Origin of the sequence: Streptomyces filipinensis, assembly GCF_014649495.1 — a bacterium.
GTDB classification, from domain to species: Bacteria; Actinomycetota; Actinomycetes; order Streptomycetales; family Streptomycetaceae; genus Streptomyces; species Streptomyces filipinensis.
In genome coordinates, this window is sequence record NZ_BMTD01000031.1 from 36,344 (window position 1) to 61,170 (window position 24,827).

General features: G+C 71.5%; 29 protein-coding genes. 18 read left to right on the forward strand and 11 right to left on the reverse strand.

Annotated elements, in window-relative coordinates:
• Positions 1 to 78: 78 nt before the first annotated feature.
• Positions 79 to 858, reverse strand: coding sequence for a winged helix-turn-helix transcriptional regulator (locus tag IE244_RS39010; protein ID WP_031173294.1), 780 nt, complete (start codon positions 856 to 858; stop codon positions 79 to 81).
• 170 nt (positions 859 to 1,028) lie between these two features.
• On the opposite strand from IE244_RS39010, the gene IE244_RS39015 reads away from it, so the two are divergent.
• From IE244_RS39015 to IE244_RS39025, 3 genes are read left to right on the forward strand one after another with little or no spacing between them, the layout of a single operon-like run.
• The gene (locus tag IE244_RS39015) at positions 1,029 to 1,880 is read left to right on the forward strand and encodes an alpha/beta hydrolase (RefSeq protein WP_191878320.1); all 852 of its coding nucleotides are present in this window, start codon (positions 1,029 to 1,031) and stop codon (positions 1,878 to 1,880) included.
• A 56-nt stretch (positions 1,881 to 1,936) separates the two neighbouring features.
• The gene (locus IE244_RS39020; RefSeq protein ID WP_191878321.1) at positions 1,937 to 2,191 is read left to right on the forward strand and encodes a MoaD/ThiS family protein; all 255 of its coding nucleotides are present in this window, start codon (positions 1,937 to 1,939) and stop codon (positions 2,189 to 2,191) included.
• A 4-nt stretch (positions 2,192 to 2,195) separates the two neighbouring features.
• On the forward strand, positions 2,196 to 3,362 hold the full coding sequence (locus tag IE244_RS39025; RefSeq protein WP_191878322.1) for a hypothetical protein: 1,167 nt from the start codon (positions 2,196 to 2,198) through the stop codon (positions 3,360 to 3,362).
• Between the two features lie 139 nt (positions 3,363 to 3,501).
• Here the strand turns inward: IE244_RS39025 and IE244_RS39030 are convergent, their stop codons facing one another.
• The 5 genes from IE244_RS39030 to IE244_RS39045 form a co-directional block, all read right to left on the reverse strand.
• Positions 3,502 to 3,789, reverse strand: a complete 288-nt coding sequence (locus IE244_RS39030) for a DUF1416 domain-containing protein (protein WP_031173301.1) — start codon at positions 3,787 to 3,789, stop codon at positions 3,502 to 3,504.
• A 28-nt stretch (positions 3,790 to 3,817) separates the two neighbouring features.
• A complete protein-coding gene (locus IE244_RS39035; protein WP_191878323.1) occupies positions 3,818 to 4,663 on the reverse strand; it encodes a sulfurtransferase in 846 nt (281 codons plus the stop codon).
• Between the two features lie 127 nt (positions 4,664 to 4,790).
• Positions 4,791 to 4,871: an Ms5788A family Cys-rich leader peptide gene (locus tag IE244_RS43305; RefSeq protein WP_350751515.1), complete on the reverse strand. Its 81-nt coding sequence runs from the start codon at positions 4,869 to 4,871 to the stop codon at positions 4,791 to 4,793.
• Between the two features lie 198 nt (positions 4,872 to 5,069).
• A complete protein-coding gene (locus IE244_RS39040; protein ID WP_191878324.1) occupies positions 5,070 to 5,807 on the reverse strand; it encodes an LmeA family phospholipid-binding protein in 738 nt (245 codons plus the stop codon).
• Positions 5,808 to 5,928: 121 nt separating this feature from the next.
• Positions 5,929 to 6,810 carry a right-handed parallel beta-helix repeat-containing protein gene (locus tag IE244_RS39045; RefSeq protein ID WP_191878325.1) on the reverse strand — a complete coding sequence of 294 codons (882 nt, stop codon included), beginning with the start codon at positions 6,808 to 6,810 and terminating at the stop codon, positions 5,929 to 5,931.
• A gap of 172 nt (positions 6,811 to 6,982) precedes the next feature.
• On the opposite strand from IE244_RS39045, the gene IE244_RS39050 reads away from it, so the two are divergent.
• Positions 6,983 to 7,246, forward strand: coding sequence for a DUF3099 domain-containing protein (locus tag IE244_RS39050; protein ID WP_191878326.1), 264 nt, complete (start codon positions 6,983 to 6,985; stop codon positions 7,244 to 7,246).
• 10 nt (positions 7,247 to 7,256) lie between these two features.
• Here the strand turns inward: IE244_RS39050 and IE244_RS39055 are convergent, their stop codons facing one another.
• From IE244_RS39055 to IE244_RS39065, 3 genes are read right to left on the reverse strand one after another with little or no spacing between them, the layout of a single operon-like run.
• The gene (locus IE244_RS39055; protein WP_191878327.1) at positions 7,257 to 7,619 is read right to left on the reverse strand and encodes a DsrE family protein; all 363 of its coding nucleotides are present in this window, start codon (positions 7,617 to 7,619) and stop codon (positions 7,257 to 7,259) included.
• Positions 7,616 to 7,873 (reverse strand): hypothetical protein, encoded by a 258-nt coding sequence (locus IE244_RS39060; protein WP_191878328.1) that lies wholly within the window; start codon positions 7,871 to 7,873, stop codon positions 7,616 to 7,618. The genes IE244_RS39055 and IE244_RS39060 overlap by 4 nt, the downstream gene beginning before the upstream one ends.
• Complete coding sequence (locus tag IE244_RS39065; RefSeq protein ID WP_191878329.1) at positions 7,870 to 8,262, reverse strand: hypothetical protein; 393 nt, start codon at positions 8,260 to 8,262, stop codon at positions 7,870 to 7,872. Before IE244_RS39065 ends, IE244_RS39060 begins: the two co-directional genes overlap by 4 nt.
• A 167-nt stretch (positions 8,263 to 8,429) precedes the next feature.
• Between IE244_RS39065 and IE244_RS39070 the strand changes: the two genes are divergently transcribed.
• Genes IE244_RS39070 through ygfZ form a run of 6 tightly spaced genes read left to right on the forward strand, consistent with a single transcriptional unit; the run spans position 8,430 to position 12,303 of the window.
• Positions 8,430 to 9,272 (forward strand): helix-turn-helix domain-containing protein, encoded by an 843-nt coding sequence (locus tag IE244_RS39070; RefSeq protein WP_191878347.1) that lies wholly within the window; start codon positions 8,430 to 8,432, stop codon positions 9,270 to 9,272.
• Positions 9,254 to 9,454, forward strand: coding sequence for a DUF397 domain-containing protein (locus IE244_RS39075; protein ID WP_191878330.1), 201 nt, complete (start codon positions 9,254 to 9,256; stop codon positions 9,452 to 9,454). The genes IE244_RS39070 and IE244_RS39075 overlap by 19 nt, the downstream gene beginning before the upstream one ends.
• 12 nt (positions 9,455 to 9,466) lie before the next feature.
• Complete coding sequence (locus IE244_RS39080; protein ID WP_191878350.1) at positions 9,467 to 10,264, forward strand: hypothetical protein; 798 nt, start codon at positions 9,467 to 9,469, stop codon at positions 10,262 to 10,264.
• Positions 10,265 to 10,298: 34 nt separating this feature from the next.
• Positions 10,299 to 10,874 carry a heme-binding beta-barrel domain-containing protein gene (locus IE244_RS39085; RefSeq protein ID WP_031173319.1) on the forward strand — a complete coding sequence of 192 codons (576 nt, stop codon included), beginning with the start codon at positions 10,299 to 10,301 and terminating at the stop codon, positions 10,872 to 10,874.
• 16 nt (positions 10,875 to 10,890) lie between these two features.
• Positions 10,891 to 11,328, forward strand: coding sequence for a Fur family transcriptional regulator (locus tag IE244_RS39090; protein WP_191878331.1), 438 nt, complete (start codon positions 10,891 to 10,893; stop codon positions 11,326 to 11,328).
• A 9-nt stretch (positions 11,329 to 11,337) separates the two neighbouring features.
• Positions 11,338 to 12,303 (forward strand): CAF17-like 4Fe-4S cluster assembly/insertion protein YgfZ, encoded by a 966-nt coding sequence (gene ygfZ, locus IE244_RS39095; protein WP_191878332.1) that lies wholly within the window; start codon positions 11,338 to 11,340, stop codon positions 12,301 to 12,303.
• A gap of 125 nt (positions 12,304 to 12,428) precedes the next feature.
• Here ygfZ and dtd read toward each other — a convergent pair whose 3' ends face one another.
• Positions 12,429 to 12,854 carry a D-aminoacyl-tRNA deacylase gene (dtd, locus tag IE244_RS39100; protein ID WP_191878333.1) on the reverse strand — a complete coding sequence of 142 codons (426 nt, stop codon included), beginning with the start codon at positions 12,852 to 12,854 and terminating at the stop codon, positions 12,429 to 12,431.
• Positions 12,855 to 13,013: 159 nt separating this feature from the next.
• Here dtd and IE244_RS39105 point away from each other — a divergent pair, with 159 nt between their 5' ends.
• The 6 genes from IE244_RS39105 (at position 13,014) to IE244_RS39130 (ending at position 20,226) form a co-directional block, all read left to right on the forward strand.
• Positions 13,014 to 13,625, forward strand: a complete 612-nt coding sequence (locus tag IE244_RS39105) for an RsiG family protein (protein ID WP_191878334.1) — start codon at positions 13,014 to 13,016, stop codon at positions 13,623 to 13,625.
• A 70-nt stretch (positions 13,626 to 13,695) separates the two neighbouring features.
• Entirely contained in the window at positions 13,696 to 14,934 is a 1,239-nt protein-coding gene (locus IE244_RS39110) for a GNAT family N-acetyltransferase (RefSeq protein ID WP_191878335.1), read from the forward strand.
• A 301-nt stretch (positions 14,935 to 15,235) separates the two neighbouring features.
• Positions 15,236 to 16,147 carry a winged helix-turn-helix domain-containing protein gene (locus IE244_RS39115; protein ID WP_191878336.1) on the forward strand — a complete coding sequence of 304 codons (912 nt, stop codon included), beginning with the start codon at positions 15,236 to 15,238 and terminating at the stop codon, positions 16,145 to 16,147.
• Between the two features lie 92 nt (positions 16,148 to 16,239).
• The gene (locus IE244_RS39120) at positions 16,240 to 17,121 is read left to right on the forward strand and encodes a winged helix-turn-helix domain-containing protein (RefSeq protein ID WP_229854739.1); all 882 of its coding nucleotides are present in this window, start codon (positions 16,240 to 16,242) and stop codon (positions 17,119 to 17,121) included.
• Positions 17,122 to 17,216: 95 nt separating this feature from the next.
• Positions 17,217 to 17,882: an HAD family hydrolase gene (locus IE244_RS39125; RefSeq protein WP_031173335.1), complete on the forward strand. Its 666-nt coding sequence runs from the start codon at positions 17,217 to 17,219 to the stop codon at positions 17,880 to 17,882.
• Positions 17,883 to 17,979: 97 nt separating this feature from the next.
• Positions 17,980 to 20,226, forward strand: a complete 2,247-nt coding sequence (locus tag IE244_RS39130; protein ID WP_308436312.1) for a phosphotransferase — start codon at positions 17,980 to 17,982, stop codon at positions 20,224 to 20,226.
• 49 nt (positions 20,227 to 20,275) lie between these two features.
• On the opposite strand, the gene IE244_RS39135 is transcribed toward IE244_RS39130, so the two are convergent.
• Entirely contained in the window at positions 20,276 to 22,642 is a 2,367-nt protein-coding gene (locus IE244_RS39135) for an ATP-binding cassette domain-containing protein (RefSeq protein ID WP_191878339.1), read from the reverse strand.
• A 223-nt stretch (positions 22,643 to 22,865) separates the two neighbouring features.
• Here IE244_RS39135 and IE244_RS39140 point away from each other — a divergent pair, with 223 nt between their 5' ends.
• Positions 22,866 to 23,615 (forward strand): SDR family oxidoreductase, encoded by a 750-nt coding sequence (locus IE244_RS39140; RefSeq protein ID WP_191878340.1) that lies wholly within the window; start codon positions 22,866 to 22,868, stop codon positions 23,613 to 23,615.
• 56 nt (positions 23,616 to 23,671) lie between these two features.
• Entirely contained in the window at positions 23,672 to 24,709 is a 1,038-nt protein-coding gene (locus tag IE244_RS39145; RefSeq protein WP_191878341.1) for an SGNH/GDSL hydrolase family protein, read from the forward strand.
• Positions 24,710 to 24,827: the final 118 nt, after the last annotated feature.

Below are 24,827 nucleotides of genomic sequence, written 5' to 3' on the forward strand. Positions count from 1 at the left end.
TTGGATGTGCGCCGTCGACGCCCGTACGGGCGGCCCTGACACCGGCCCGGCGGGAACCCGCCGGTAACTTTCCGGTGTCTAGGCGTCCGCGGGGATCTCGGCGCCGTCCCGGGCGGCCGATGCATCCGCATCCTCCGCCTTTGCCCGGTCCGCCTTGGCCCTGGCCTCCTCGCCGGACCGGTCGTTCTTCTCGGGGGTAACGAATCGATAACCGACGTTCCGGACGGTGCCGATCAGCGACTCGTGCTCGGGGCCGAGCTTGGCGCGCAGCCGCCGCACGTGGACGTCGACCGTACGGGTGCCGCCGAAGTAGTCGTAGCCCCACACCTCCTGCAGCAGCTGGGCGCGGGTGAAGACGCGGCCCGGGTGCTGGGCGAGGTACTTCAGCAGCTCGAACTCCTTGAAGGTGAGGTCGAGGACCCGGCCCTTGAGTTTCGCGCTGTACGTCGCCTCGTCCACCGACAGGTCGCCGTTGCGGATCTCCATCGGGGAGTCGTCGCTGACGATCTGCTGCCGGCCCATGGCCAGCCGCAGCCGGGCCTCCACCTCCGCGGGGCCGGCGGTGTCGAGGAGCACGTCGTCGATGCCCCAGTCGGCGGTGACGGCGGCCAGGCCGCCCTCGGTGACGACGAGGACGAGCGGACAGCCGGGGCCGGTGGAGCGCAGCAGCTGGCACAGGCTGCGCACCTGGGGCAGGTCGCGGCGGCCGTCGACGAGGATGACGTCGGCGCCGGGGGTGTCGACCAGGGCCGGGCCTTCCGCCGGGGCCACCCGCACGTTGTGCAGCAGCAGGCCGAGGGCGGGGAGCACCTCCGTCGACGGCTGGAGGGCGTTGGTCAGCAGTAGCAGAGAACTCATACGTCTGGTTCCTCCTCGGTCCCTGCGAGGACTGTGCGGACGGGCACTGCTCTGCGATCCCGAAGGCCCCGTACACCTGCGGTTTCCCGCTTCGTATACAACGCGTCCGAAAGCACAAAAGGACCCGGGGGCTGCGCTGCCCGAGTCCTCTGCCCAGCAGAATAGCCCACATGAGCAACGGTCCGGCAGGTCATGTGGCGCGTTCCACCGTTCGTCCGTATCGCGAGACAGGCAGACGGGCGCCTATCCGGACGTTTCTGCGCACGGCCGACGGTGTTCCGGTCGATTCCGTATACGACCCGGGCGCGGCCGTATACGAAACGCCTCCGGATGCCTCCCGTACACCTGCACGCGACCTTGTGTTCGTCGTCGCCCACGGGTTCACCGGGGACGTGGACCGTCCGCACGTGCGACGGGTGGCGGGCGTCCTGCGCGGTTACGGCGCGGTCCTCACCTTCTCCTTCCGCGGCCACGGACGCTCCGGCGGCCGTTCCACGGTCGGCGACAGGGAGGTCCTGGACCTCGCCGCGGCCGTGGCGCACGCCCGCGGTCTCGGGCACGCGCGCGTGGTGACCGTCGGCTTCTCCATGGGCGGCTCGGTGGTGCTGCGGCACGCGGCCCTGCACCCCGGCGCGGCCGAGGCCGTGGTCTCGGTCAGCGCCCCGGCCCGCTGGTACTACCGGGGCACGGCCCCCATGCGCCGGCTGCACTGGCTGGTCACCCGCCCCGCGGGCCGCCTGGTCGGCCGCTACGGCCTGCGCACCCGCATCCACCACCGCGACTGGGACCCGGTGCCGCTGTCCCCGGTGGAGTCCGTCCCCAGGATCGCCCCCACGCCTCTGCTGATCGTGCACGGCGACCGGGACGGCTACTTCCCCCTCGACCACCCCCGGATGCTCGCCGAGGCGGCCGGTGACCACGGGGAACTCTGGGTGGAGCCGGGCATGGGCCACGCCGAGCACGCGGCCGACGACGCGCTCCTCGCCCGGATCGCGCACTGGGCTGTGGGCCGGGCGGGCTAGCCTGACACCATCTGTCTTCTGTCCTTGTCCCTTCCTGCCGCCGATTGAGGAACGAGATGCCCAAGGTCACGGTGCGCTACTGGGCCGCCGCCAAGGCCGCGGCCCAGGTCGCCGAGGAGCCGTACGACGCGGAGACGCTCGCCGACGCGCTGGCCGCCGTGCGCGCGCGACACCCCGGTGAACTCACGCGCGTGCTGCAGCGATGCTCCTTCCTCGTCGACGGTGACCCCGTCGGGACCCGCGCGCATGAGACGGTACGGCTGGCCGAGGGCGGCACGGTCGAGGTGCTCCCGCCGTTCGCAGGAGGATGAGGCGATGAGCGACCAGCCGTATCAGGGCGGACAGCCGTACCAGGGCGGCCCGTACGAGGGCTACGACCCGTACCAGCAGCAGTGGTCCGGGTACGACCAGCAGCAGTACGGGCAGCAGGCGGGCTACGACCCCCAGCTCACCCAGCACTGGCAGGGGCAGACCTGGGAGACGCAGACGCACGCGTCGGTGCAGATGCCCGCGCAGGCTGAGGCGGGGTATCCGCAGCCGCAGCCGTTCGAGGGGCAGTACCAGCAGCAGTACGCGGCGGCGTACCCGGCCGCTCCCCAGCCGCACACGCAGCCGCAGCCCCAGCCGCAGCCGCAGTCCGAGCCGGCACCGGCAGCCGCGGCACCGGAAGCCGGGCCGGAGGACGAGCCGGCCTACGGGCCCGCCACGCTCGGCGGCAACGCCCGGATCACGGATGCCCAGCGGGCGCGCCTGGAGGGCCGTTCGCCGATCATCGAGCCCGGGATGCAGCCGGCGCTGCTGACCGCGGTGCTGGGCCTGCTGCTGGCCGCGACGGCGCCGGTCGCCTCGTTCGCGCTGGTCGTCCCGCTGGTGCTGCTCCAGGCGGTGACCGCGGCGGGCTGGTTCCGGCTGAACGGCATGTGGCCGGCCCGGCAGGGCATCGCGCTCGCCTTCGCGGGCGGGCTCGCCGCGGACGTGGCCGTCCTGGCCGCGGGCCGCGACCACGTGCCCGCCGCGATCCTCGGCCCGCTCGGTGTCTGGGTCCTGCTGAGCCTGGTCCTGCAGCTGCGCTCGCACGCCTCGCCGGACGAGCGGATGTACGGCCTGATGGCCACGGTCGTCTCGGCGGCGCTGTCGATCCTGGCCACCGGGTATCTGGGTGCCGATCCGCACGCGGTGTCCGTGGGCGCGGCGGCGGTGGCGGTGGCGGTCCTGGCCCGGGCCCTGCCCCTGCCGACCCTGGTCTCCGTCGTGGTGTCCCTGATGGCCGCCGCCGGCGCGGGGATCGCGGTGGGCGGGATGACCGGGACGGGCGCGAAGGGCGCCGCCCTGGGAGCGGCGGCCGGCGTCTGCGCGCTGATCGGACACCGGGTCGCCAGCTACGACTACCCGTCCCGCTTCGTGCACTTCACCGCGGGCGTGGCGCTGCCCCTGTCGGCGGCGGCGCCGGTGGTGTGGGTGCTGGGGCGCGCCCTGGGCTAGTCGCCGTCGGGCTGCGCGATCAGCCACGACCGACCCGCACCCGGCGGACGACCCCACCTCCACGGCGGGAAGCCGAAGGGCCGTACCCCACTGGCGTCCAACCCAGGGGTACGGCCCTTCGGCCCGTCACGGGACCCGATCAGATCGCGATGGCGACCTCCGCAAGGCCGCCCTGCTGGGCGACGACCGTGCGGTCGGCGGAGCCGCCCGGCACCAGCGCCCGGAGGGTCCACGTGCCCTCGGCCGCGTAGAACCGGAACTGACCGGTCGCCGAGGTGGGCACCTCCGCGGTGAACTCGCCGGTCGAGTCGAGCAGACGGACGTAGCCCGTCACCGGCTCGCCGTCGCGGGTCACCTGACCCTGGATCGTGGTCTCACCGGGCTTGATCGTAGAGGCGTCGGGACCGCCGGCCTTCGCTCCGCACATGCTGTTTCTCCTGATGAAGGGGTGTGTCTTACTTGCCGGCGCCGAGCTCGATCGGCACGCCGACGAGGGAGCCGTACTCGGTCCAGGAACCGTCGTAGTTCTTGACGTTCTCGACGCCGAGCAGCTCGTGCAGCACGAACCAGGTCAGGGCCGAGCGCTCACCGATGCGGCAGTAGGCGATCGTGTCCTTGGCGAGGTCCACGTTCTCCTCGGCGTAGAGGGCCTTGAGGTCCTCGTCCGACTTGAAGGTGCCGTCGTCGTTGGCGTTCTTCGACCACGGGATGTTGCGGGCGCTCGGGACGTGGCCCGGACGCTGCGACTGCTCCTGCGGCAGGTGCGCCGGGGCGAGCAGCTTGCCGGAGAACTCGTCGGGCGAGCGGACGTCGACGAGGTTCTGCGAGCCGATCGCGGCGACGACGTCGTCACGGAAGGCGCGGATGGAGGTGTCCTGGGCCTTGGCCTTGTAGTCGGTGGCCGGGCGCTCGGGAACGTCGTCGCCGGCGACGAGCTCGCGGGCGTCCAGCTCCCACTTCTTGCGGCCGCCGTCGAGGAGCTTGACGTTCTCGTGGCCGTAGAGCTTGAAGTACCAGTAGGCGTAGGACGCGAACCAGTTGTTGTTGCCGCCGTAGAGGATCACCAGCGTGTCGTTGGCGATGCCCTTCTTCGACAGGAGCTTCTCGAAGCCCTCCTGGTCGATGAAGTCACGGCGCACCGGGTCCTGGAGGTCCTTGGTCCAGTCGATGCGGATGGCGTTCTTGATGTGGTTCTTCTCGTAGGCGGACGTGTCCTCGTCCACCTCGACGATGGCGATGGCCGGGTCGTCCAGGTGCTCCTGCAGCCAGTCGGCGTCGACCAGGACGTCGGTGCGGCTCATGCTCTTTCTCCTCCGGGGCAGTTGCGGCGGGGCGTGCGAGTAGAGGGGTGCGCGCGCTCGAAGGCGGGGGCGCACGGGTGCCCTTCCAGCAGGGCGGCTGAGAGATGCGGAAGTCGGGGACTTTCGCTCAGAAGGGGCGACAGAGCATGGCGGCAACGCGGCACAGGTCCACTGCCCGCCGCTTCGTGAGATCCGCCTGTCGCTTCATGGGCTCGATCGTAGGGACGTCCGGGCGGGCATGTCACCGGCGTGTCATATGGCGAGACACGATCGTCCGTATAGCGGGATGAGAAAAGCGCCCGGTGGCCGTCTGGGGGCCTGCCGGGCGCTCGTGCGGGGCGGTGCATCTACGGTACGGACGACGTCGTCTCGCCAGTCGGACGATCGGCGTCCGCCGACCGTGTTCCTACCCCGCCAGCTTGACGTCGGAACCCTTCACCGTGATCTCCACGCCGTCCTTCGCGGCCTCCACGCGGTCCAGCTTGATGCCGCCGGGCAGCCGGTCGATGGCCTGCTGGAAGTCGGTGATCTCGCGGATGCGGTTCTCGGCGATCGCGGCGGCGCCGAGCTTGGGCAGCGAGTCGGCGTGCACCTGCACCTTGTCGTTCTCGACGGTCACCGTGCTGAGCACGGGCACGGTCTGCTTGATCCCGAGGGCCGAGACGGTGCCCTCCACCATGACCTTGATCTTGCCGTTGCCGCCGTCGGAGAGGCCGACGATCCGGGCCGTGATCCCGGGGGCGACCTCGGCCGGCCGGGAGTCGGCGGTCTTCAGCAGCTCGGAGTAGGAGATCGTCGCGGTGCCGGTGGCGCTGGAGGCGGTGGCGGAGCTGTAGTCCCCGGAGAACGAGACGCCCTTCATGTCGGCCTTCAGGTCGTCGATCCGGACGGTCTGCCCGGGCTTGCCGGTGGCGGCCTCGTAGTCCTTGATGCCGACCTCGACGTCGTCCAGCGAACCGCCCGCCACCTGGGTGAGGAACGGGAACCCCTTGATGTCCACGTCCGGCGTCGAGGCCAGGTTCTCGGTCGCCTTCAGCTTGTCGGCGGCCTCCCCCTCGGCGAAGTGCACGGCGACCCGGTCCGCGATCACGAACAGCCCGCCCAGGATCACGACGAGGATGAGGATGATTCGCAGGGCGCGCATGTGGTGTTTCCCCCCGGAGCGACGATGTGTGGCTACGCCACGGTAACTCCGCGGGGCCGGGCCGGGGGGAATTGTGGATCACTTGTGACAGGCCCCGCAGGGGGTGCCGTGAACGGTCCGGTCAGTTGGTGCACCCCTGGATGACGCTGTCCGGGGCGCAGTTCTCAGGGGTGTTGTTGCGGACCGTGGTGTGGTGGAGGGTCACCACACCCGTTTCCCCGCCCTGGTAGATGCCCCCGCCACTGCCGGGGCCGCCGGTGGCGGCGTTGGACTGCACCGTGGAGTGGTTCACCGTCATGGTGCTGTGGCTGAAGAGCCCCCCGCCGAACTCGGCGCTGTTGTTCTGGACGGTGGTCCGGTTCAGCGTCACCGAGCTGTTGACGCTCTCGTACAGACCGCCGCCCGCGCTGCCGGTGCCGCTCACCGTGTTGTGCTGGATGAGGGAGTTGACCACGGTCGCGGTGCCGGGGTTGTTGTTGAAGATGCCACCGCCCGTGCCCTGCGGGGCCGAGCCGCTGGAGTTGTCCCGCACCACGGAACCGCTCACGACCAGCGTGCCCCCGTTGAAGATGCCGCCGCCGTCCGGTGCGACGTTCTGCCGCACCGTGACGCGGGTGAGCGACAGCGTCCCCTCGTAGTTGATGATGCCGCCGCCGAAGTTCGGGTCCACGCCGTGCGCGACGGTCAGGTTGTTCAGCTGGACCGTGTTGCCGGGCCCGAACTTGGTCAGGGTGCGGCCGGCCTGACCGCCGTCCAGGGTGGCGCCGGACCCCGACCCCACCAGCGTCAGGTTCTTGCCGGCGATGGTGAACTGACCGACGCAGACCCCGGTCACCACGATCGTCGACCCGGACGGGGCGTTGTCGATCGCCGTCTGGAGGTTCTGGCCGGGGCAGTTCACCTGGAAGGTCTGTGCCGCCGCGGCGGGCACGCCTCCGGCCAGACCGACGGCCAGGGCGAGGGTCCCCGCCGACACGGTCCGGGCAACGGGTCGCTTGCGCATCCGGCGTCTCCTTGCTCGTCGTACCCGGGCAGCCCGAGCCGCCCACGTCAGCAAGAACGGATGCCCGGCCGGGCCGGGCCTCCCCCGGGCACGCCCCGAGCGTCCACCGAACGGCCGGAACCCCCGACCGGTGTGGCCTACGGGGCGGCAGCGGCGGTTCTACCCTGGACTCATGTACGCGCGGCGGCGTCACCTCTACTTCGCCATGATGGGGACGTGCATCGGCCTTTTCGTCCTGGCGTGGGGGGTCGTGCGCCTGTGGTCGGTGCCGGCGGCGGTCGGCATGTGCATCGTGGCCATGGTCATCCCGCCGGTCGCCGCGATGGTCGCCAACCGGCGGGGCCCGGAGGACCGCTGGTGGGACGACCCCTCCGGCGATCCCCAGTCCGACGAGTGGTGGGACGAGCTGGACGGCAAGAAGCGCCCGCGCTCCTAGGCCGGTCGCGTCAGTAGACGAGCGCCTGGGTGTCGTCGCCGAGGGCCTCCTGCACGAAGACCTGAGCGCCCGCGATGCGTACGCCGTCGATGACGTCCTTCTCGGTGATCTCCCGCCGGGCCGCGCACTGCGTGCACAGCGTGATGCGCCCGGCGGCGAGGATCGAGTCGATCAGGTCCGGCAGCGGCGCCGCGTGCGGCAGCTCGAACTCGGCGGCCCGCCCCGGCAGCGCGAACCAGGACGACTCCCCGGTCAGCCACAGCGACACCTCGACGCCGCTGGCCACGGCCACCGCCGCCACGGTGAACGCCTGCGAGCAGCGCTCGGGGGCGTCCGCCCCTGCCGTCACCTTGATCACGAGCTTCTTGGTCATGCGGGAAGCGTAGTCGCGGCGACGATCGTCACGAGCAGCGTGGCGACACAGAGGACGGTGAGTACGCCGCTCACGGTGGCGCCGTCGAGCCGGGGGCGACGCCGGTGGCGGTGCCGGTGCCGGTCGGCGTGGCCGGGGTGGAAGGGTGGGATCGCGTAGCCCGGCGAGAGCGGGGTCCGCTCATGCGGTGTGCCGTGCTCCGCCCGGTACCGCCTGCACTCCTCGTACGGAAGACCGCCCTGGACGCCGCTCATGCCCGGTGCTCCTGTCGCTGGTGCTTGCGGAGCAGCACGTTGGCGTCGGTCTCCGCGCTCCGGTCGTGCGCCGTCCGCGCCGCGTCCCGCAGCCCCGCCAGCCTTCCGCACGCCGCGCAGCCGGGCACCGGCCGGGGCGGCCGGCTGAGGTCGTCGGGGTCGGGGGGTACGGCCCGGGTCCGCACGTTCACCGCGTGGACGCTCGCGCTGAGGCGTTCGCGGTCCGTGGCGGGGCGCAGTGCGGCGGGGTCGGCCTGCCATTCCCGGCCACCGCCGACGGGGCGCAGCATCGCGTACGGCCCCGAGCGGTCCTGGTACTCGCCGACGCGGCGGGTGGCGGGGTCGTAGAGGAGGGATCCGGGTTCGAGCGGCTCCGACTTCGTTGTCATCGGGCTTCGCACCTTTCCGTGAACGCCTGTGCGCAGCGCACCGCCAGGGCTACGCTGCGTGTTCGGGATTGCTTATGAGCATGGCGCATGGAAACGGCGTTTGGGCTGTTGAGCGGCCCAAATTCAACGCTGGGGCGGCCAAATTCAACAAATTCAACAGGAGCGCGATGCCGCAGCGGCTGGTGATCACGGGGCGGAGTCAGGAGCCGAGGGGGCGGTTCGCCGAGGAGTTACGGCGCCTGAGGAGCGAGCGGGGCCTGAGCCTGCGGGACCTCGCGAAGGAGGTGGGCTGGGACGCGTCCCTGTTCAGCAAGATGGAGGGTGGGCGGACGCTGGGCGGTCCGGAGGTCGTCCAGGCGCTGGACCAGTACTACGGGACGCCTGGGCTGCTGGTGACCCTGTGGGAGCTGGCGGCGGCGGACCCGACACAGTTCAAGGAGCAGTACCGCCGGTACATGGTTCTGGAGTCGGAGGCGGTGAGTCTGTGGCACTACGGGGTCAGCATCCTGCCCGGACTTCTTCAGACGGAGGGGTACGCCCGTGAGGTGCTCGGGCTCGGAGGCGCCAAGGGTGGGGAACTGGACCAGCGGGTCGAAGCCCGCACCGGGCGGCGGAAGCTACTGGAGGAAGACGACGCGCCCCCGTTCCGGGCCCTCCTCGCCGAGGCGGTGCTGCGGACACCCCTCCGAGACGTGGGCGAGTGGCGAGTGCAGTTGGAGCACCTGCTGGCGGTGTCGCAGTGGCCGCACATCACGATCCAGGTGTTGCCGCAAGACGTCGGACTACATGGTCTGGTGAGCACAGCAGTGATGTTCCTGCGGCTTCTGGACGGCCGGACGGTGGCGTACACGGAGAACGCCCTCCGAGGTGAACTGGTCGAGGAAAACGCCTCTGTTGAGCGGCTGCAGCGTGCGTACGATGCGATGAGGGACCAGGCTCTGTACCCAGCCGAGTCGCGGAAGTTCATCATGCGGACGTTGGAGGAAATGCCGTGCGAGCCATCGACCTGAGCGGCGTGAGGTGGCGCAAGAGCAGCTACAGCAACCCGGACGGCGGCGAGTGCGTCGAAGTCGCCGAAAACCTCCCCCTCGTCCCCGTCCGTGACAGCAAGGACACCACCCGCACCCCCCTCCTCTTCGGCGCTCCCGCCTGGGCGGCCTTCGTCGGCGGGGTCAAGCGCGCCGAATCGTGATTGGTCTTCGCGGTGGCGGGCGCCTCGACGGTGTACGGCATCCCGCGGATGGAGCGCACCGACGTACCCGGCCTCGCCACCCGCACGGACGGCCGCTGGGACTATCCGCCGCTCGTCCGGCCGCCGTTGCCCGCCGGCAGCCCCGCCCCGTTCACCGACCGCGACAAGGCTGACATCCACTACGCCGACCTGCGCGGACTGGTGCTGCCCGCGCCGGTCGGGGCCAAGGCCGACGCGGCACTCGCCGAGGACCACGGACGGGTGAACCCGAACGTGTTCCTGGCGGAGTTCGCGCGCAAGGACGACCGGGACAGCCTCCGGGGCGCGCTCACCGGCCGGGGCCTGAGGCACATCGCCGCGCGTGGCTGGACCATGCCCGACGGCACCCGGACCCGGATCTGCCTGCTGCAGTTCGAGACCGGTCTGATCGCCGAGCTCGTCCAGCAGGACGAGCTCTCCGGCTACGACGGGCCGGCCCACGCCCTGCGCGGGGCGCCCTCGAACAGGATGGACGACTCGTTCCGCACGGCCGCCACCGACGTGCACAGCGACCTGGACGCGTACGCCGAAAAGCGGCGAGCAGGTCCGGCAGGCCTACATCACCGCCGTGACGTCATCGTGACGGCCCACCTCGCCAAGAGAGCCGGAGCCCGGCCGCGTAAGCTGGGCCCCGGCTCTGCCGTATGCCCGCCCTCGCTCAAGGAGCACCCCGTGGAGATTTTCTTCGAAGCCCTGCTGGCCTTGGTCTGCGCCGGTGTGCTGGCCTTCGCCGGTCTGACCGTGAAGAAGCTGTACCAGGGCCAGCGCTGACCGATATCCAGGAAAGATCCAGGAAACTTCCCTCATGATCGAGATCCCGTCCGACCTGCACAAGGACCTCGTCCCGCTCGCCTTCCTGCTCGGCAACTGGGCCGGTGCGGGCGTGCACGACTTCCCCGGCTCGGAGAAGTGCAACTTCGGCCAGGAGGTCAGCTTCACCCACGACGGCCGGGACTTCCTGGAGTACCACTCCCACACCTGGGTGCTGGACAACGACGGCAACAAGGTCCGCCCGCTGGAGTCGGAGTCCGGCTTCTGGCGGATCGACGCCGACCGCAAGGTCGAGATCACGATGGTCCGCGACGACGGCGTCATCGAGATCTGGTACGGCGAGATGGCCGACAAGAAGCCGCAGATCGACCTGGTCACGGACGCCGTCGCCCGGACGGCCGCCTCGCAGCCGTACAGCGGCGGCAAGCGGCTCTACGGCTACGTCAAGAGCGACCTGATGTGGGTCGGCGAGAAGCAGACCCCCGAGGTCGAGCTGCGCCCCTACATGTCGGCCCACCTGAAGAAGGTCGTCACCCCGGAGGACGTCGAGCGCTGGGCCAAGGCCCTGCCCGACGACATGCCGGACGACGGGATCGCGTTCTTCAAGTAGTCATAGACTCGGCGGTGTGGTGAGCACCGACTGGAAGAGTGATCTCAGGCAGCGCGGCTACCGGCTGACGCCGCAGCGGCAGCTTGTCCTCGAAGCCGTGGACACCCTTGAGCACGCGACCCCCGACGACATCCTCGTGGAAGTGAGGAAGACGGCGTCGGGGGTCAACATTTCCACGGTCTACCGGACCCTGGAGCTGCTGGAGGAGCTGGGCCTGGTCAGCCATGCCCACCTCGGGCACGGTGCGCCGACCTACCACCTCGCCGACCGTCACCACCATCTGCACCTGGTGTGCCGGGACTGCGAGAACGTGATCGAGGCCGACGTGGACGTCGCCTCGGAGTTCACGGCGAAGCTGCGCGCGCAGTTCGGCTTCGACACCGACATGAAACACTTCGCGATCTTCGGCCGGTGCAAGGACTGTTCGCTGAAGGGTTCAACTACCACGGCGTAGGCTGGCCATATGAAGAGCCCCCTGCTGTCGCTGCCCGGCGCCGTCCCCGCCGAGGGCGTGGACGAAGGTGTCGCCGCCCACTACGGCGACCTGTTCCGCGAGCAGCGTGCCCTCGCCGACGGCACCGGATTCGTCGACCTCTCGCACCGGGGAGTCGTCACCGTCTCCGGTGCGGACCGGCTGAGCTGGCTGCATCTGCTGCTCACCCAGCACGTCAGCGACCTGCCGGCGGGCGAGGCGACCGAGGCGCTGATCCTGTCCGCGAACGGGCACATCGAGCACGCCCTGTACCTGGTGGACGACGGCAGTACCGTCTGGGCCCACGTCGAGCCCGGCACGCAGGACGCGCTGATCGCCTATCTGGAGTCGATGAAGTTCTTCTACCGGGTGGAGGTCGCCGACCGGACCGGTGACATCGCCCTGGTGCACCTGCCCGCCGGTTCCATCGGCGAGGTCCCGCAGGGTGTCGTCGTACGGGAGACGCCGTACGGCCGTGATCTGTTCCTGCCCCGCGCCGACCTGGAGTCCTTCGCGGCCACGCACGGCCCGGCCGTCGGCCTGCTGGCCCACGAGGCGCTGCGCGTCGAGCACCACCGGCCGCGGCTCGGCTTCGAGACCGACCACCGGACGATCCCGCACGAGCTGGGCTGGATCGGTTCGGCGGTGCACCTGCAGAAGGGCTGCTACCGCGGCCAGGAGACGGTCGCCCGGGTCCAGAACCTGGGCAAGCCGCCGCGCCGGCTGGTCTTCCTGCACCTGGACGGCAGCGACGTCCATCTGCCCGTACCGGGCACGGAGATCCGCGTCGCGGACGAGGGGCCCGACGGCCGGAAGATCGGTTTCGTGACGACGTCGGTGCGCCACCACGAGCTGGGTCCGGTGGCGCTGGCGCTGGTCAAGCGGAACGTGCCTGTCGCTGCGCGGCTCCTGGCCGGGAACACGGCGGCGGCTCAGGAAGTGATCGTCGAGCCGTAACGCCGTCCGGGCGCGGACCATGAGCGGCTGCGGGCGGGCTGTGGCCGGTCGCGCGGTTCCCCGCGCCCCTTCGGGCGCTTGCGCCGCTGCGAGCGGCGTCTGTCCCCCGCCACGGCCGACCGCGTTCAGATCTCCAGCAACACCGTGAAGGGCCCGTCGTTCGTCAGGGACACCCGCATCTGCGCGCCGAACCGGCCCGTGGCCACCGTCGCGCCCAGCCCCCGCAGCTGGGCCACCACCTCGTCCACCAGCGGCTCGGCGACGTCCCCCGGGGCCGCCGCGCTCCAGGTGGGCCGGCGGCCCTTGCGGGCGTCGCCGTACAGGGTGAACTGGCTGATCACCAGCAGCGGCGCGGCGATGTCGCTGCACGACTTCTCGTCCCCGAGCATGCGGATCGACCAGAGCTTGCGGGCCAGCTGCGCCGCCTTCTCCTTGGTGTCCTCATGGGTGACCCCGACGAGGACGCACAGCCCCTCGCCCTCGATCGCGCCGACCGTCTCGCCGTCCACGACGACGCTCGCGCCGTCCACTCTCTGCACCACCGCACGCATGCGGACCATGATGCCGGGTGCCCCGGACGCGGCCACAGGGGGTCCAATATAGATCCCTTACCCCCCATCTGGGGCCCTTCGGGGGCACTCGGTCACATAGTGGCCAGTTGGGGTGGCACGATGCTTCCACACGCCGGTCGAGGGGACGGTCAGAAGCACATGAGCACACCGAGTACCAGCGGGCGGCTGGAGACACAGGGGACGCAGGGGACGCGCCTCCCGCCCGCCCAGCGCGCGGACGCTCCGCCCGGCCCGGCCCTGCCCGCGGAGCCTCCCGAGCCCGATCTGGCCCGGCTGAGCCTGCCCGAGCTGCGCGTCCTGCGCCGTGACGCCCAGCGCGACGAGGCCGACCTCAGCTATGTGCGGCGGCTGCTGCAGGGCCGGATCGACATCCTGCGCGCCGAGCAGTGCCGGCGCGGCCGGGCGGCGGTGCCCGCGCCGGCGGACGGCTCCATGGTCGACCGGCTCCCGGAGATCCTCAAGGACGCCCCGGCCCGGCACCGCTCCTCGGCCCGCCACGTCACGCTCGGCACTCCGCACAACGAGGAGTACCGGCAGCTGGCCGCCGAGATGCTCGCCGAGGTCGAGCTGTCGGACCTCCAGGCGCGCACCGATCTCGAACTGACCGCCGCGATGGGCCGCCTGGTCCGCTACGAGCAGGAGGTCTCCCGCCGACGCCAGCACCTGCAGCGCACGGCCGACGACTGCAGCGCGGAGATCGCCCGCCGCTACCGGGTGGGCGAGGCCCAGGTGGACGACCTGCTGCTGTGAGCCGACGGCGAGGCGGTGCGGGTGGCGAAATGTGGGCGACAGCTTCCGGGCCGCCGCCTACGGTGAGCCCATGAGCGACGTCCGCATCGTCACCGAGGCCGAGCACAGGGACTGGCTGCGCGCGCATGCCGTCGGGTTCGTGCGGCCGCCCGTCCTGACACCCGAGCAGATCGAGGCCCGGCGGGCGCTGTTCGAGCCCGGCCGGCTGCTCGGCGCCTTCGACGACGGCCGCTGCGTGGCCACCTACCGTTCCTTCGCCCAGGAACTGACCGCGGTCGGCGGCGCGCCGGTGGCCGCGAACGCGATCACCAACGTCAGCGTCAGCCCCACCCACCGCCGCCGCGGCCTGCTGAGCCGCATGGTGGAGCAGGACCTCGCGGCGGCGGAGGAGCGCGGTGACGTCGTCGCCACCCTGATCGCCGCCGAGTACCCGATCTACGGCCGCTACGGCTTCGGCCCGGTCACCTGGTCGACCCAGTGGACCGTCGAGGTGCCCCGGGCCGGCCTCGACCCGCGCTGGTCCGGGCCCGCCGACGGCGGCCGGATCGACCTCGTGGACGGCGAGGACGTGCGCAAGCTCGGCCCCGAGCTGTTCGAGCGGTTCCGCCGTCTGCAGCCCGGCGCGGTCAGCCGCGACGCGCTGTGGTGGCAGATGAACACCGGCGTGCTGCGCTACCACGGCGACTGGACCGAGCCTTTCTACGCCGTCTACCGAGCGGCCCACGGCGAGGTCGAGGGCCTGGTGGCGTACACGTCGGACGAGGTCTGGCACGGCAAGCAGCCGGATCAGACCGCCAGCGTGCTGGGGCTCATCGCCACGACCCCGCGGGCCGAGCGCGCCCTGTGGCACTTCCTGTGCTCGATCGACTGGATCACCAAGGTCAAGAGCGGCTACCGCGGCCCCGACGACCTGCTCCCCCTGCATCTTCCCGACCCGCGCGCCGCCCGGATCACCGGGCACGCGGACTGGCTCTGGCTGCGGATCCTGGACGTCGTACGGGCCCTGGAGGCGCGGACGTACGACGCGGCGGGCACGGTGGTGCTGGAGGTCGTGGACGCCGCCGGGTCGGCGGGGGGCCGCTTCCGGCTGGAGGCCTCGCCCGAGGGGGTGTCCTGTGTGCCGACGCGCGCCCAGGGCGCCGATCTCACGCTGGACGTGGCGGAGCTGGCCTCGGTCTGGCTCGGTGGCGAGTCGGTGCTGCGGCTCGCCGCGCTCGGCCGGGTCCAGGAAGAACGAGAGGGCGCCGCCCGGAAGGCCGACGCCCTGTTCCGCTCGCCCGGGCGGCCGTGGTGCCCGGACATGTTCTGACCGCTCCTCTCACCCGGTGACGCTGACTGTGCATCCGTAGCGAGCTGTTCAGTTGTGGCTGTGCCGCGGTGTTCGGTTGTGACTGTGCGATGTCGTGTTCAGTTGTGACTGTGCGCTTCGGTGGCCGTCCCCTGTCCGGGCTCCCGGCTCCCCTCCGGAAGGGAGCCCGGTCGGCCAACCACTGGGAAGCTTGACCATGTCGTGCGAGTTGGCAGCCAACTCACAGTACTTATCTCCGTTGGGTGGCGGCTCATAACCAGCTGTCGGTGAACTGCCGTAACTTGGCGGGAAGTTGTAGTGTTTGTCCGTGGACCCGGAGCACGCCTCCGTCAGTGGACGGACGAGGTCACACCGGCCTCACGCGTCCCGCGACATCGCCGACGAACTGCGCACCCGGATCAGGTCCGGTGTGCTGCGGGCGGGGCAGCGCATGCCCACACAGGCCGAACTGGCCGACGAGTTCGGGGTCGAACGGGGCGCGGTGCGGCAGGCGTTGCGCATCCTGCAGTCGGAGCGGCTGCTGACCAACGTTTCGAAGGGCAGCCCGGCCAGGGTGGCGGCGGTGCCGGGGCCGGTGTCCCCGCCGGTCGGCCCGGCCGCGTCGCCGCGGCCCACCCTGGCCGGCCTCGCCCCCCGCATCGCGGAGGCCTTCGCCGCCCCGCACGTGCGCATCGACGCGCTGTGCCTGACCGCGGTGTCGCTCACGCTGGCCATCGGCGAGCCGCTCCGGCAGATCCATGCGGGGCGGCGGAAACCGGCCAAGATCGACGTCCGGGTGCTGCTGCCCAGCCGGGACATCGACCTCGCCTTCCCGGCGCCGGTGTCCGCCGACGACGGAGGGCTGCTGCACCGCCGCTGGCTGGCCCAGCGCAACGCCCAGGGCCAGGTGCTGCGGCAGAACCTGCTGGCCCTGTACGCCACGCACGGCGTCGACGTACGGGTCTCCTTCCGGGCCCTGCCGTTCACCCCGCCGGTCAAGCTGTACCTGCTCAACGGCTCGGAGGCGCTGTTCGCGTACTACACGCTCAAGCGCCGCGAGCGGGAGATCGAGCAGGCGCACCTGGAGCTGTACGACGCCGACGGCACGCGCTCGATGCTGTTCGCGTTCGAGCAGCGGGCCGGGCGGCGGGACGCCGCGTTCGTGGAGGAGTCGCGGCTGTGGTTCGAGGCGCTGTGGGAGACGATCAGTTCGGACCTGCTGCTCAGCCCCTAGGCCCCGGCGTCACATTCCCGCGTGCCGCGCGGCTTCGCCAACTCGCAAACGTTGGCAGCCAACTCCCCCTAGATGGATCAGAGTTGTAGCGTTTGGTCGTGACCCAGGAGCATATGGCAGTGAACGGCAGCGGAAGACGCACGCCTCAGGAGATCGCCGGCACCCTGCGCGAGCGCATCCGCACCGGTGTGCTGCGGCCCGGCCAGCGGCTGCCGACCCAGGCCGAGCTGGCCGGGGAGTTCGGGGTCGAGCGGGGTGCCGTGCGCCAGGCGCTGCGGCTGCTGCACGAGGACGGGCTGCTCAGCGGCGTCACCAAGGGCAGCCCGCCCCGGGTCGCCGAGCCGCAGCCCGGACGGGAGGAGCCCCAGCCGACGATGGTGGCGCTCGCGCCCCGGCTGACCGAGGCGTTCTCGGCGCCGCACGTGCGCATCGACGCCGTCTGCCTGACCGCGCAGAGCCTGATCCCGGCGCTCGGTGAGCCGCTGCGCCTGGTCCACGAGGGCCGGCTGCGCCCCGAGCGGATCGACGCCCGCGTCCTGCTGCCGTCCCGCGACATCAACCTCGCCTTCCCGGTCTCGGTCGACGCCGGGAGCGAGGAGGACGAGGCCGTCCACCAGCGCTGGCTGGCGATGCGCAACGCCCAGGGCCAGGTGCTCCAGTACAACCTCCAGGCGCTGCGCGGAACCCACGACATCGACGTCCACGTCACCTTCCGGGCCCTGCCGTTCACCCCTCCGGTCAAGCTGTACCTGCTCAACGGGGCGGAGGCGCTGTTCGCGTACTACAAGATCGAGCGCCGCGAGGAGCCCACGGACAGCGGGACGCTCAAGATGTACGACGCCGTCGGCTCCGAGTCGCTGCTGTTCTCCTTCGAACAGCGGGCCGGTCAGCGGGACGCGGCGTTCGTGGAGCAATCACAGAAGTGGTTCGACGCCCTCTGGGAAACCATCACGACGGACCTGACACTCTCCTAGTGACTTCTGATGCGACTTCTGATGCAACGTCTGGTGCGACCTCTGGTGCCCATGAGATCGAGAAGCTTCGGGAACTGATCACACCAGCCCGGTTCGTGCTCTGGGACTTCGACGGGCCGATCTGCCGGCTCTTCGCCGGGCACAAGGCGGAACGGGTGGCCGCGGACCTCGTGGAGTGGCTCGCCCGGCAGGGCCTGCACGGTCTGCTCACCGACACCGAACGGGACACCCTGGACCCGCAGGTCGTGCTGCGCGCGGTGGGCCGCAGACGCCCGGGCAGCGACCTGGTCGCCGGGCTGGAGGAGCGGCTCACCCAGGAGGAGCTGCGGGCCGCCGCCTCCGCGCTGCCCACCGCCTACGCCGACCCGCTGATCCGCACCTGGACGGCCGTCGGCGCCCGGCTGGCCGTCACCACCAACAACTCGCCCCGCGCGGCCCGCACCTACCTGGAGACCCGCGGCCTCACCGGCTGCTTCAGCCCGCATCTGTACGGCCGCACCGATCAGCTGCACCACCTCAAACCGCACCCGCAGTGCCTCAACCGGGCCCTGAACGCGATGGGCGCCGCGCCCTCGGCCGCCCTGATGATCGGCGACGCCCCCTCGGACCTCGCCGCGGCCCGCGCCGCGGGCGTTCCGTTCCTCGGCTACGCGCGTAACGAGGCGAAGGAGGCGGTGCTGCGCGCCGCGGGCGCCCAACGGGTCGTACGGTCGCTCCAGCCTCTGCTGCGATTGCTCCGGAGCAGCCGCCCGGTCGGCTAGCATGCCGACACGTCCGAGTCACCGCTCGGGCGCGTGCGTAACCGCGCGGGAGGAACGGCCAGCCTTCCTCTCCGCGCGATCGACCCCGGAGCGGCCAGTGGGCGCACCGCCTGTTCCCCGTGCCGCGGCCCAGGGACACGCCGGCAGAGTTCGGACGGACGTCGTCCGGGCCTTCGTGGCCCGCGCGGTCGCCACCCGGCCGAGGGGCACCGGCTTCCACCACGACGACCACGTGCTGCCGCTGACCGAGCCGCTGGCCCGGTTGCTCGGCCGGGAGCCGGGCACCCCGGTGACCGTGCGGGTGCCGCGGCCCGACGTACCGCCGGTGGTGATCCGGACCTGGGCCGGCGAGCCGGAGATCCTGCGGGCGGTGCGGGCCGTGCTGCCGAACGTGCCGGAGTGCCTGCTGGAGGGGGACGGCTTCGCCCTCCACAGCCATGTCGAGGGCACCTCGCTGGCCGAGCTGAGCGGCCCCGGCGAACCGGTCGACGGGACCCTGCTGACGGAGCTGGCGGAACTGCTGGCCGCCATCGTGCAGGTGCGCGTCGCGGCCTTGCCGCCGCTGCCGCCGTCCTGGCCGGGCAACCACACCGATTCCCAGGGCTTTCTGCGCGCCCTCGCCCACCAGGCCGACCGGCAGGTCCGCCGGCCCAACTGGCGGCGGTACGGCGGCCTGTTCACGGCCCTCGGTGTGCCCGAGGACGCCCTGCAGCGGTTCGCCGAGCGGGTGCCGTCGATGACCCGGCGGCCGTACGGCCTGTTCCACGGCGATCTGCACCGCGGCAGTGTGGTGGTACCGGCCGCCGGTGCCCCGCCGCTGCACTGCCTGGGCTGGGAACTGGCCGGCTACGGCGACCCCTTGCACGACCTCGCCGTCCACCTCGTGCGGATGCGCTACCCCGACCACCAGTGGCCCGAGGCCACCGGGGCCTGGGAGAGCGCCGTACGCCGGGTGCGGCCCGCCGCGGTCGCCGGACTGCACAAGGACCTGCGCCACTACATCGCCTTCGAGCACGCGCAGTCGTTGTACGCGGACGTGATCCGCGCCGCGCGCTCCCTGGAGGACGCCTTCGGCCAGGAGCGCCTGGACGAGGCGACCGCCGCCGTCCACGCGGCCCTGGGCCGCGCCACCGAGCCGCTGCGGCTGGGCCGGGTGCCGGAGCGGGGGGAGATCGAGCGGATCCTGTTCCGGCGGGGCGTCTCGGCCGGCGCCCGGCGACCCGGCGCGGTGGGCCCCGCGCGCCGGGGCATCGCCTGGCTGCCGGACCGGCGGGTGCCCGAGCACCCGGCGTTCTCGCACTCCGCGGTCGCCGACGCGCTGTTCCTGGAGGGCGCCGCACCGGCCGAGCGGGTGTTCAAGGGCGCCGCGCACCTCAGCACGGTGATCCAGGTCCCCGGCGCGTCCTTCCCCGTCGTCGTCCGCCGCGAGGCGACCGTGGTCCTGCGGCGCGAGCGCAGCTTCCTCAGCGAGCACGCGGTGCTCGCGGCGATCGAGCGCTCCGGGGCGCCGGTGGCAGCGCCCCGGGTGCTGGCGCTCGGCGAGAGCCACGCCACCGATCCCGGCCACCGCTACGGCGGGGACCGGTTCGCCGTCCACACCTACGAGGCCGGCCGCGACCTCGGCCGCAGGCCCGAGCACCCCGTGCACGGGCTGCGGCCGCACGAGGCGGACCGCCTGGTCGACCAGCTGGCCGCGCTGGCCGGGATCGACTACACCCCGGTCGACCCGGTGGCCGGCCGGCCCGGCTTCCACGGCTGGCTCAGCGACCAGCTGGTCGCGCTGGTGGCCGGGCTGCCCCGCAAGTCACAGCAGCTGGCCCGCTTCCTCGGCCTGCCCGACGCGCCCCGGCTGCGCGAGATCCTCGCCCGGCACCAGGTCACCGACCGCGCCCCCGCCCTGCTGCACGGCGACCTCAACCCCTGGAACCTGGTGCGCCGCGACGACGATCTGGCGCTGACCCTCATCGACTGGGAGCTGGCCCTGGTCGGCGATCCGCTGTACGAGCTGGTCCGGCACATGCACCTCACCCCGACCCGGCCGGAGATCCGCGACCGCATGTTCCGCCGCTGGGAGAGGCTGCTGCCCGCCCGGTTCACCCGGAACTGGCAGCAGGACTGGCGGGTCTACCGGTGGATCGAGATCGTCCGCTCCGCCTACGTCGACCTCGACCGGCTGGTCACCGGGACGAGCCTGGACGCCCCCAACGTCCGCCGCGCCGTGGAGTCGTACGCGATGACCCTGGCGGCGGCCACGGCCTCCCTGGGGCTGTCGTCCCGGCGCCGCACCGCCCCGGCGCTCCCCCGCACCCTGGCCTGGCCCACCCGCCCGGGCGGCGCTGCGTAGGCTCGCCCCATGGGTGAGACGGGCCTGCGTGAGCGCGGGAAGCGGCGTCTCATCGGCCGACGTACGCCGCCAGATGCTCCCCCGTCACCGTGGCCCGCGCCGCGACCAGTTCCGCCGGGGTGCCCTCGAAGACGACGCGGCCGCCGTCGTGGCCGGCGCCGGGGCCGAGGTCGATGATCCAGTCGGCGTGGGCCATGACCGCCTGGTGGTGTTCGACCACGATGACCGACTTGCCGGAGTCCACCAGGCGGTCCAGGAGGGCGAGCAACTGCTCGACGTCCGCCAGGTGGAGACCTGTCGTCGGCTCGTCCAGCACGTAGACGCCGCCCTTGTCGGCCATGTGGGTGGCCAGCTTCAGGCGCTGGCGTTCGCCGCCGGAGAGGGTGGTGAGGGGCTGGCCCAGAGTGAGGTAGCCGAGGCCGACGTCGGCCATGCGGTCGAGGATCTTGTGCGCCGCCGGGATGTGCGCCTCACCCGCGCCGAAGAACTCCTCCGCCTCGGCCACCGACATCGCCAGCACCTGGGCGATGTCCCGCCCGCCGAAGGTGTACTCCAGCACCGAGGCCTGGAACCGCTTGCCCTCGCACTCCTCACAGGTCGTGGCGACACCGGCCATCATCGCCAGATCGGTGTAGACGACACCGGCGCCGTTGCAGGTCGGGCAGGCGCCCTCGGAGTTGGCGCTGAACAGCGCCGGCTTCACGCCGTTGGCCTTGGCGAACGCCTTGCGGACCGGCTCCAGCAGCCCGGTGTACGTCGCCGGGTTGCTGCGGCGCGAACCACGGATCGGCGTCTGGTCGATCGACACCACGCCCTCCCGGGCCGGGATCGACCCGTGCACCAGCGAACTCTTGCCGGAGCCCGCGACACCGGTGACCACACACAGCACGCCCAGCGGGATGTCGACGTCGACATCGCACAGGTTGTGCGTCGTCGCGCCCCTGATCTCCAGGGCGCCGGTCGGCTTGCGCACCGCGTCCTTGACGGCGGCCCGGTCGTCCAGGTGGCGTCCGGTGAGCGTGCCGCTGGCCCGCAGGTCCTCGACGGTGCCCTCGAAGCACACGGTGCCGCCCGCCGTACCGGCGCCGGGACCGAGGTCGACGACGTGGTCGGCGATCGCGATGGCCTCCGGCTTGTGCTCCACGACCAGCACGGTGTTGCCCTTGTCGCGCAGCCGCAGCAGCAGCTCGTTCATCCGCTGGATGTCGTGTGGGTGCAGGCCGATGGTCGGCTCGTCGAAGACGTACGTCACGTCGGTCAGCGAGGAGCCGAGGTGGCGGATCATCTTCACGCGCTGGGCCTCGCCGCCCGACAGGGTGCCCGCCGGGCGGTCGAGCGAGAGATAGCCGAGGCCGATCTCCACGAACGAGTCGAGGGTGTGCCGCAGCGAGTCGAGCAGCGGCGCCACCGACGGCTCGGCCAGCGACCGCACCCACTCGGCCAGGTCGCTGATCTGCATCGCGCACGCGTCGGCGATGCTGACCCCCTCGATCTTCGAGGAGCGGGCCGCCTCGGTGAGCCGGGTGCCCTCGCACTCCGGACAGGTGGCGAAGGTGACCGCACGGTCCACGAACGCCCGGATGTGCGGCTGCATGCCCTCCCGGTCCTTGGCGAGCATCGACTTCTGGATGCGCGGCACCAGACCCTCGTAGGTCATGTTGATACCGGCGATCTTCATCCGGACCGGCTCGCGGTACAGGAAGTCCTGCAGCTCCCGCTTGGTGAACTCGCGGATCGGCTTGTCCGCGTCGTACAGGCCGGACTCGGTGTAGAGGCGGTGGTTCCAGCCGCCCGACTTGTAGCCGGGCACGGTCAGCGCCCCCTCGTTCAGGGACAGCGAGTCGTCGTAGAGCTGGGTGAGGTCCAGGTCGGAGACCGAGCCCCGGCCCTCGCAGCGCCGGCACATGCCGCCGGTGATGCTGAAGCTGCGCCGCTCCTTCACCTGCTGCCCGCCGCGCTCCACGGTGACCGCACCGGCGCCGCTGACCGAGGCCACGTTGAACGAGAACGCCTTGGGTGAGCCGATGTACGGCCTGCCGAGCCGGCTGAACAGGATGCGCAGCATGGCGTTGGCGTCCGTGGCGGTGCCGACGGTGGAGCGGGGGTCGGCGCCCATCCGCTGCTGGTCCACGATGATCGCGGTGGTGATCCCGTCGAGCACGTCGACCTCGGGCCGGGCCAGCGTCGGCATGAAGCCCTGCACGAAGGCGCTGTAGGTCTCGTTGATCAGCCGCTGTGACTCGGCGGCGATCGTGTCGAACACCAGCGAGCTCTTGCCCGAACCGGACACCCCGGTGAACACCGTCAGCCGGCGCTTGGGGAGCTCGACGCTGACGTCCTTGAGGTTGTTCTCGCGGGCGCCGTGCACCCGGATCAGGTCATGGCTGTCGGCGGCGTGCGGTGCGGTGAGGTCCATGGCGGCCACGCTAGCGGGGACGCACCGTCCGGCGCTTCTCGAATCCTGACCGACGCATGCCCGTTTTGTCCGCCCTGCGGGTTCCCGCATTGCGGATTGCCGAACAACGTGCACGGTTCAATCAGTCTCGCCGGTCGGGAAAGCTCTCCCTCGTCAAGAAACAGCGCGGGCGGAATTCGCTCATGAATTCCCCATTCTGTACGACGGGAAGGCGGTGGCATCGGTGGCCGGAAAGGCCGTGGTGACCGGGGCGAGCAGCGGAATAGGCGCGGCGACCGCGCGCCGGCTGGCGAAGGACGGTTTCGAGGTGGTGGCCGTCGCACGGCGCGCGGACCGGCTGCGGCGGCTGGCCGAGGAGACCGGTGTACGGCCGTACGCGCTGGACGTCACCGACGACACGGCCGTACGGCGCCTGGCGGCCGCGCTCGACTCCTGCGACGTGCTGGTGAACAACGCGGGCGGCGCCCTGGGCGCGGAGCCCGTGGCCGAGGCGGACCCGGCCGACTGGGAGCGGATGTACGCCGTGAACGTGCTGGGCAGCCTGCGCGTCACCCAGGCCCTGCTGCCGCTGCTGCGCGCCGGGCAGGGCGGCACCGTCGTCACCGTGACCTCCACCGCGGCCTTCGCGGCCTACGAGGGCGGTGGCGGCTACTGCGCGGCCAAGTACGCCGAGCGCGCGCTCACCGAGACCCTGCGCCTGGAGCTGTGCGGCGAGCCCGTCCGGGTGGTCGAGGTGGCGCCCGGGATGGTCAGGACCGAGGAGTTCGCCCTCAACCGCATGCGCGGCGACGCCGAACGGGCCGCGGCCGTCTACGACGGCGTCGACCGCCCCCTCAGCGCCGACGACGTCGCCGAGTGCGTGGCGCTGGCGGTCGGGCTGCCCCAGCACGTCAACGTCGACCGTCTCGTCGTCCGCCCCCTGGCCCAGGCGGCCCAGCACAAGCTGCACCGCGGCCCCCTGTTCCGCACCTGAGCCCCTGCCGCCCTGTCCACCGCCCCCGACCGCACGAGCCGAGGAGTGCGCCCGACGTGAAGCTCCACCGTGACGAACTGACCCCGCATATGCAGGAGTACACGCGGTTCGACGACCGCGGCGAGGCCCGCTATCTGCCCTACCTCATGTACTTCCACCGGGCCGGCTACCGGTCCCCCGTCATCAACACCGACCGGGCCGGCTTCCGGCTCTCGCACGGCCCGGACGGCGAGACGGCCTCCGCGGCCGGCCGGATGCCCGCCGGACCGGTGCGGCTGGTCTCCGGCAGCTCCACCGTGCTCGGCATCGGCGCCACCAGCGACGCCACCACCCTCGCCTCGCAGCTGTGGCGCAAGCACGCCCCGTCGGCGCCGTGGCTCAACTTCGGCGGCCGCTGCTACAACTCCACGCAGGAACTGCTGCTGTTCACGCTGTACCGCCATCTGCTGCCGGAGATCGAGGAGATCGTCGTCTTCTCGGGGCTCAACGACCTCACCGTCGGCCGGCTGCCCGAGTGGCAGCAGGGCGACCACGGCGCGTTCTGGTTCTGCGGTGAGTACTTCGACAAGATGGAAGAGCTGCGCGAGAGCAACCGCAGGGCCGCCGGCACCAAGCTGCTGGGCCGCCGCCCCGAGCGCCGCCGCACCATCTCCACGCACGACGACGTCCGCCGCGACATCCCCGCGGTCATCGACGCCGCCGCCGAGCTGACCCTGCGCCACCTGGACAGCTGGCGGCGGCTGGCCGGCCCGGCGGCCCGGCTGACGTACGTGCTGCAGCCGATGGCGCTGTGGATGCGCGACCGGCACGCGCCGCAGGAGCGGCTGCTCTTCGACGAGATCGACCGCATCTCCAAGCTGGGCACCTGGGAGGCCCTGTACGGCGACATCTCCCGCAAGGAGGTCGCCCGCGCCTTCTCCGACAAACTCGAAGCCGGCTGCGAGAAGCTCGGCATCCGTTATGTCGACCTCAATCCGGTCGTCGCCGAGGCGGTCACCGAGCGGGACTGGATCTTCGTGGACCGGGCGCACTACACCGATCACGGCTACGACCTGGTGGCCCGCATTCTCGCCGAAACACTCGGCCTTTCCTGACCTGGATTCTCCGGAGTTCTCCCTTCGAGAAAAGGCGATCACGCATGTCTTTGCTGCGCAAAATCACGGACCTGCTGTTCCGGCGCAAGAAGCGCGCAAGCCGCAAGAACGACGCATC

Bases quoted from the DNA above. Each gene is read 5' to 3' on its own strand.
- ygfZ (WP_191878332.1), top strand. From the start codon at position 11,338: ATGAAGAGCCCCCTGCTGTCGCTGCCCGGCGCCGTCCCCGCCGAGGGC.
- IE244_RS39010 (WP_031173294.1), bottom strand. From the start codon at position 858: ATGAGTTCTCTGCTACTGCTGACCAACGCCCTCCAGCCGTCGACGGAG.
- IE244_RS39110 (WP_191878335.1), top strand. From the start codon at position 13,696: ATGAGCGACGTCCGCATCGTCACCGAGGCCGAGCACAGGGACTGGCTG.
- IE244_RS39040 (WP_191878324.1), bottom strand. From the start codon at position 5,807: ATGCGCGCCCTGCGAATCATCCTCATCCTCGTCGTGATCCTGGGCGGG.
- IE244_RS39060 (WP_191878328.1), bottom strand. From the start codon at position 7,873: ATGAGCGGCGTCCAGGGCGGTCTTCCGTACGAGGAGTGCAGGCGGTAC.
- IE244_RS39025 (WP_191878322.1), top strand. From the start codon at position 2,196: ATGAGCGACCAGCCGTATCAGGGCGGACAGCCGTACCAGGGCGGCCCG.
- IE244_RS39135 (WP_191878339.1), bottom strand. From the start codon at position 22,642: ATGGACCTCACCGCACCGCACGCCGCCGACAGCCATGACCTGATCCGG.
- IE244_RS39035 (WP_191878323.1), bottom strand. From the start codon at position 4,663: ATGAGCCGCACCGACGTCCTGGTCGACGCCGACTGGCTGCAGGAGCAC.
- IE244_RS39015 (WP_191878320.1), top strand. From the start codon at position 1,029: ATGAGCAACGGTCCGGCAGGTCATGTGGCGCGTTCCACCGTTCGTCCG.
- IE244_RS43305 (WP_350751515.1), bottom strand. From the start codon at position 4,871: ATGAAGCGACAGGCGGATCTCACGAAGCGGCGGGCAGTGGACCTGTGC.
- IE244_RS39045 (WP_191878325.1), bottom strand. From the start codon at position 6,810: ATGCGCAAGCGACCCGTTGCCCGGACCGTGTCGGCGGGGACCCTCGCC.
- IE244_RS39065 (WP_191878329.1), bottom strand. From the start codon at position 8,262: ATGACAACGAAGTCGGAGCCGCTCGAACCCGGATCCCTCCTCTACGAC.
- IE244_RS39020 (WP_191878321.1), top strand. From the start codon at position 1,937: ATGCCCAAGGTCACGGTGCGCTACTGGGCCGCCGCCAAGGCCGCGGCC.
- IE244_RS39105 (WP_191878334.1), top strand. From the start codon at position 13,014: ATGAGCACACCGAGTACCAGCGGGCGGCTGGAGACACAGGGGACGCAG.
- IE244_RS39070 (WP_191878347.1), top strand. From the start codon at position 8,430: ATGCCGCAGCGGCTGGTGATCACGGGGCGGAGTCAGGAGCCGAGGGGG.
- IE244_RS39030 (WP_031173301.1), bottom strand. From the start codon at position 3,789: ATGTGCGGAGCGAAGGCCGGCGGTCCCGACGCCTCTACGATCAAGCCC.
- dtd (WP_191878333.1), bottom strand. From the start codon at position 12,854: ATGCGTGCGGTGGTGCAGAGAGTGGACGGCGCGAGCGTCGTCGTGGAC.
- IE244_RS39050 (WP_191878326.1), top strand. From the start codon at position 6,983: ATGTACGCGCGGCGGCGTCACCTCTACTTCGCCATGATGGGGACGTGC.
- IE244_RS39085 (WP_031173319.1), top strand. From the start codon at position 10,299: ATGATCGAGATCCCGTCCGACCTGCACAAGGACCTCGTCCCGCTCGCC.
- IE244_RS39055 (WP_191878327.1), bottom strand. From the start codon at position 7,619: ATGACCAAGAAGCTCGTGATCAAGGTGACGGCAGGGGCGGACGCCCCC.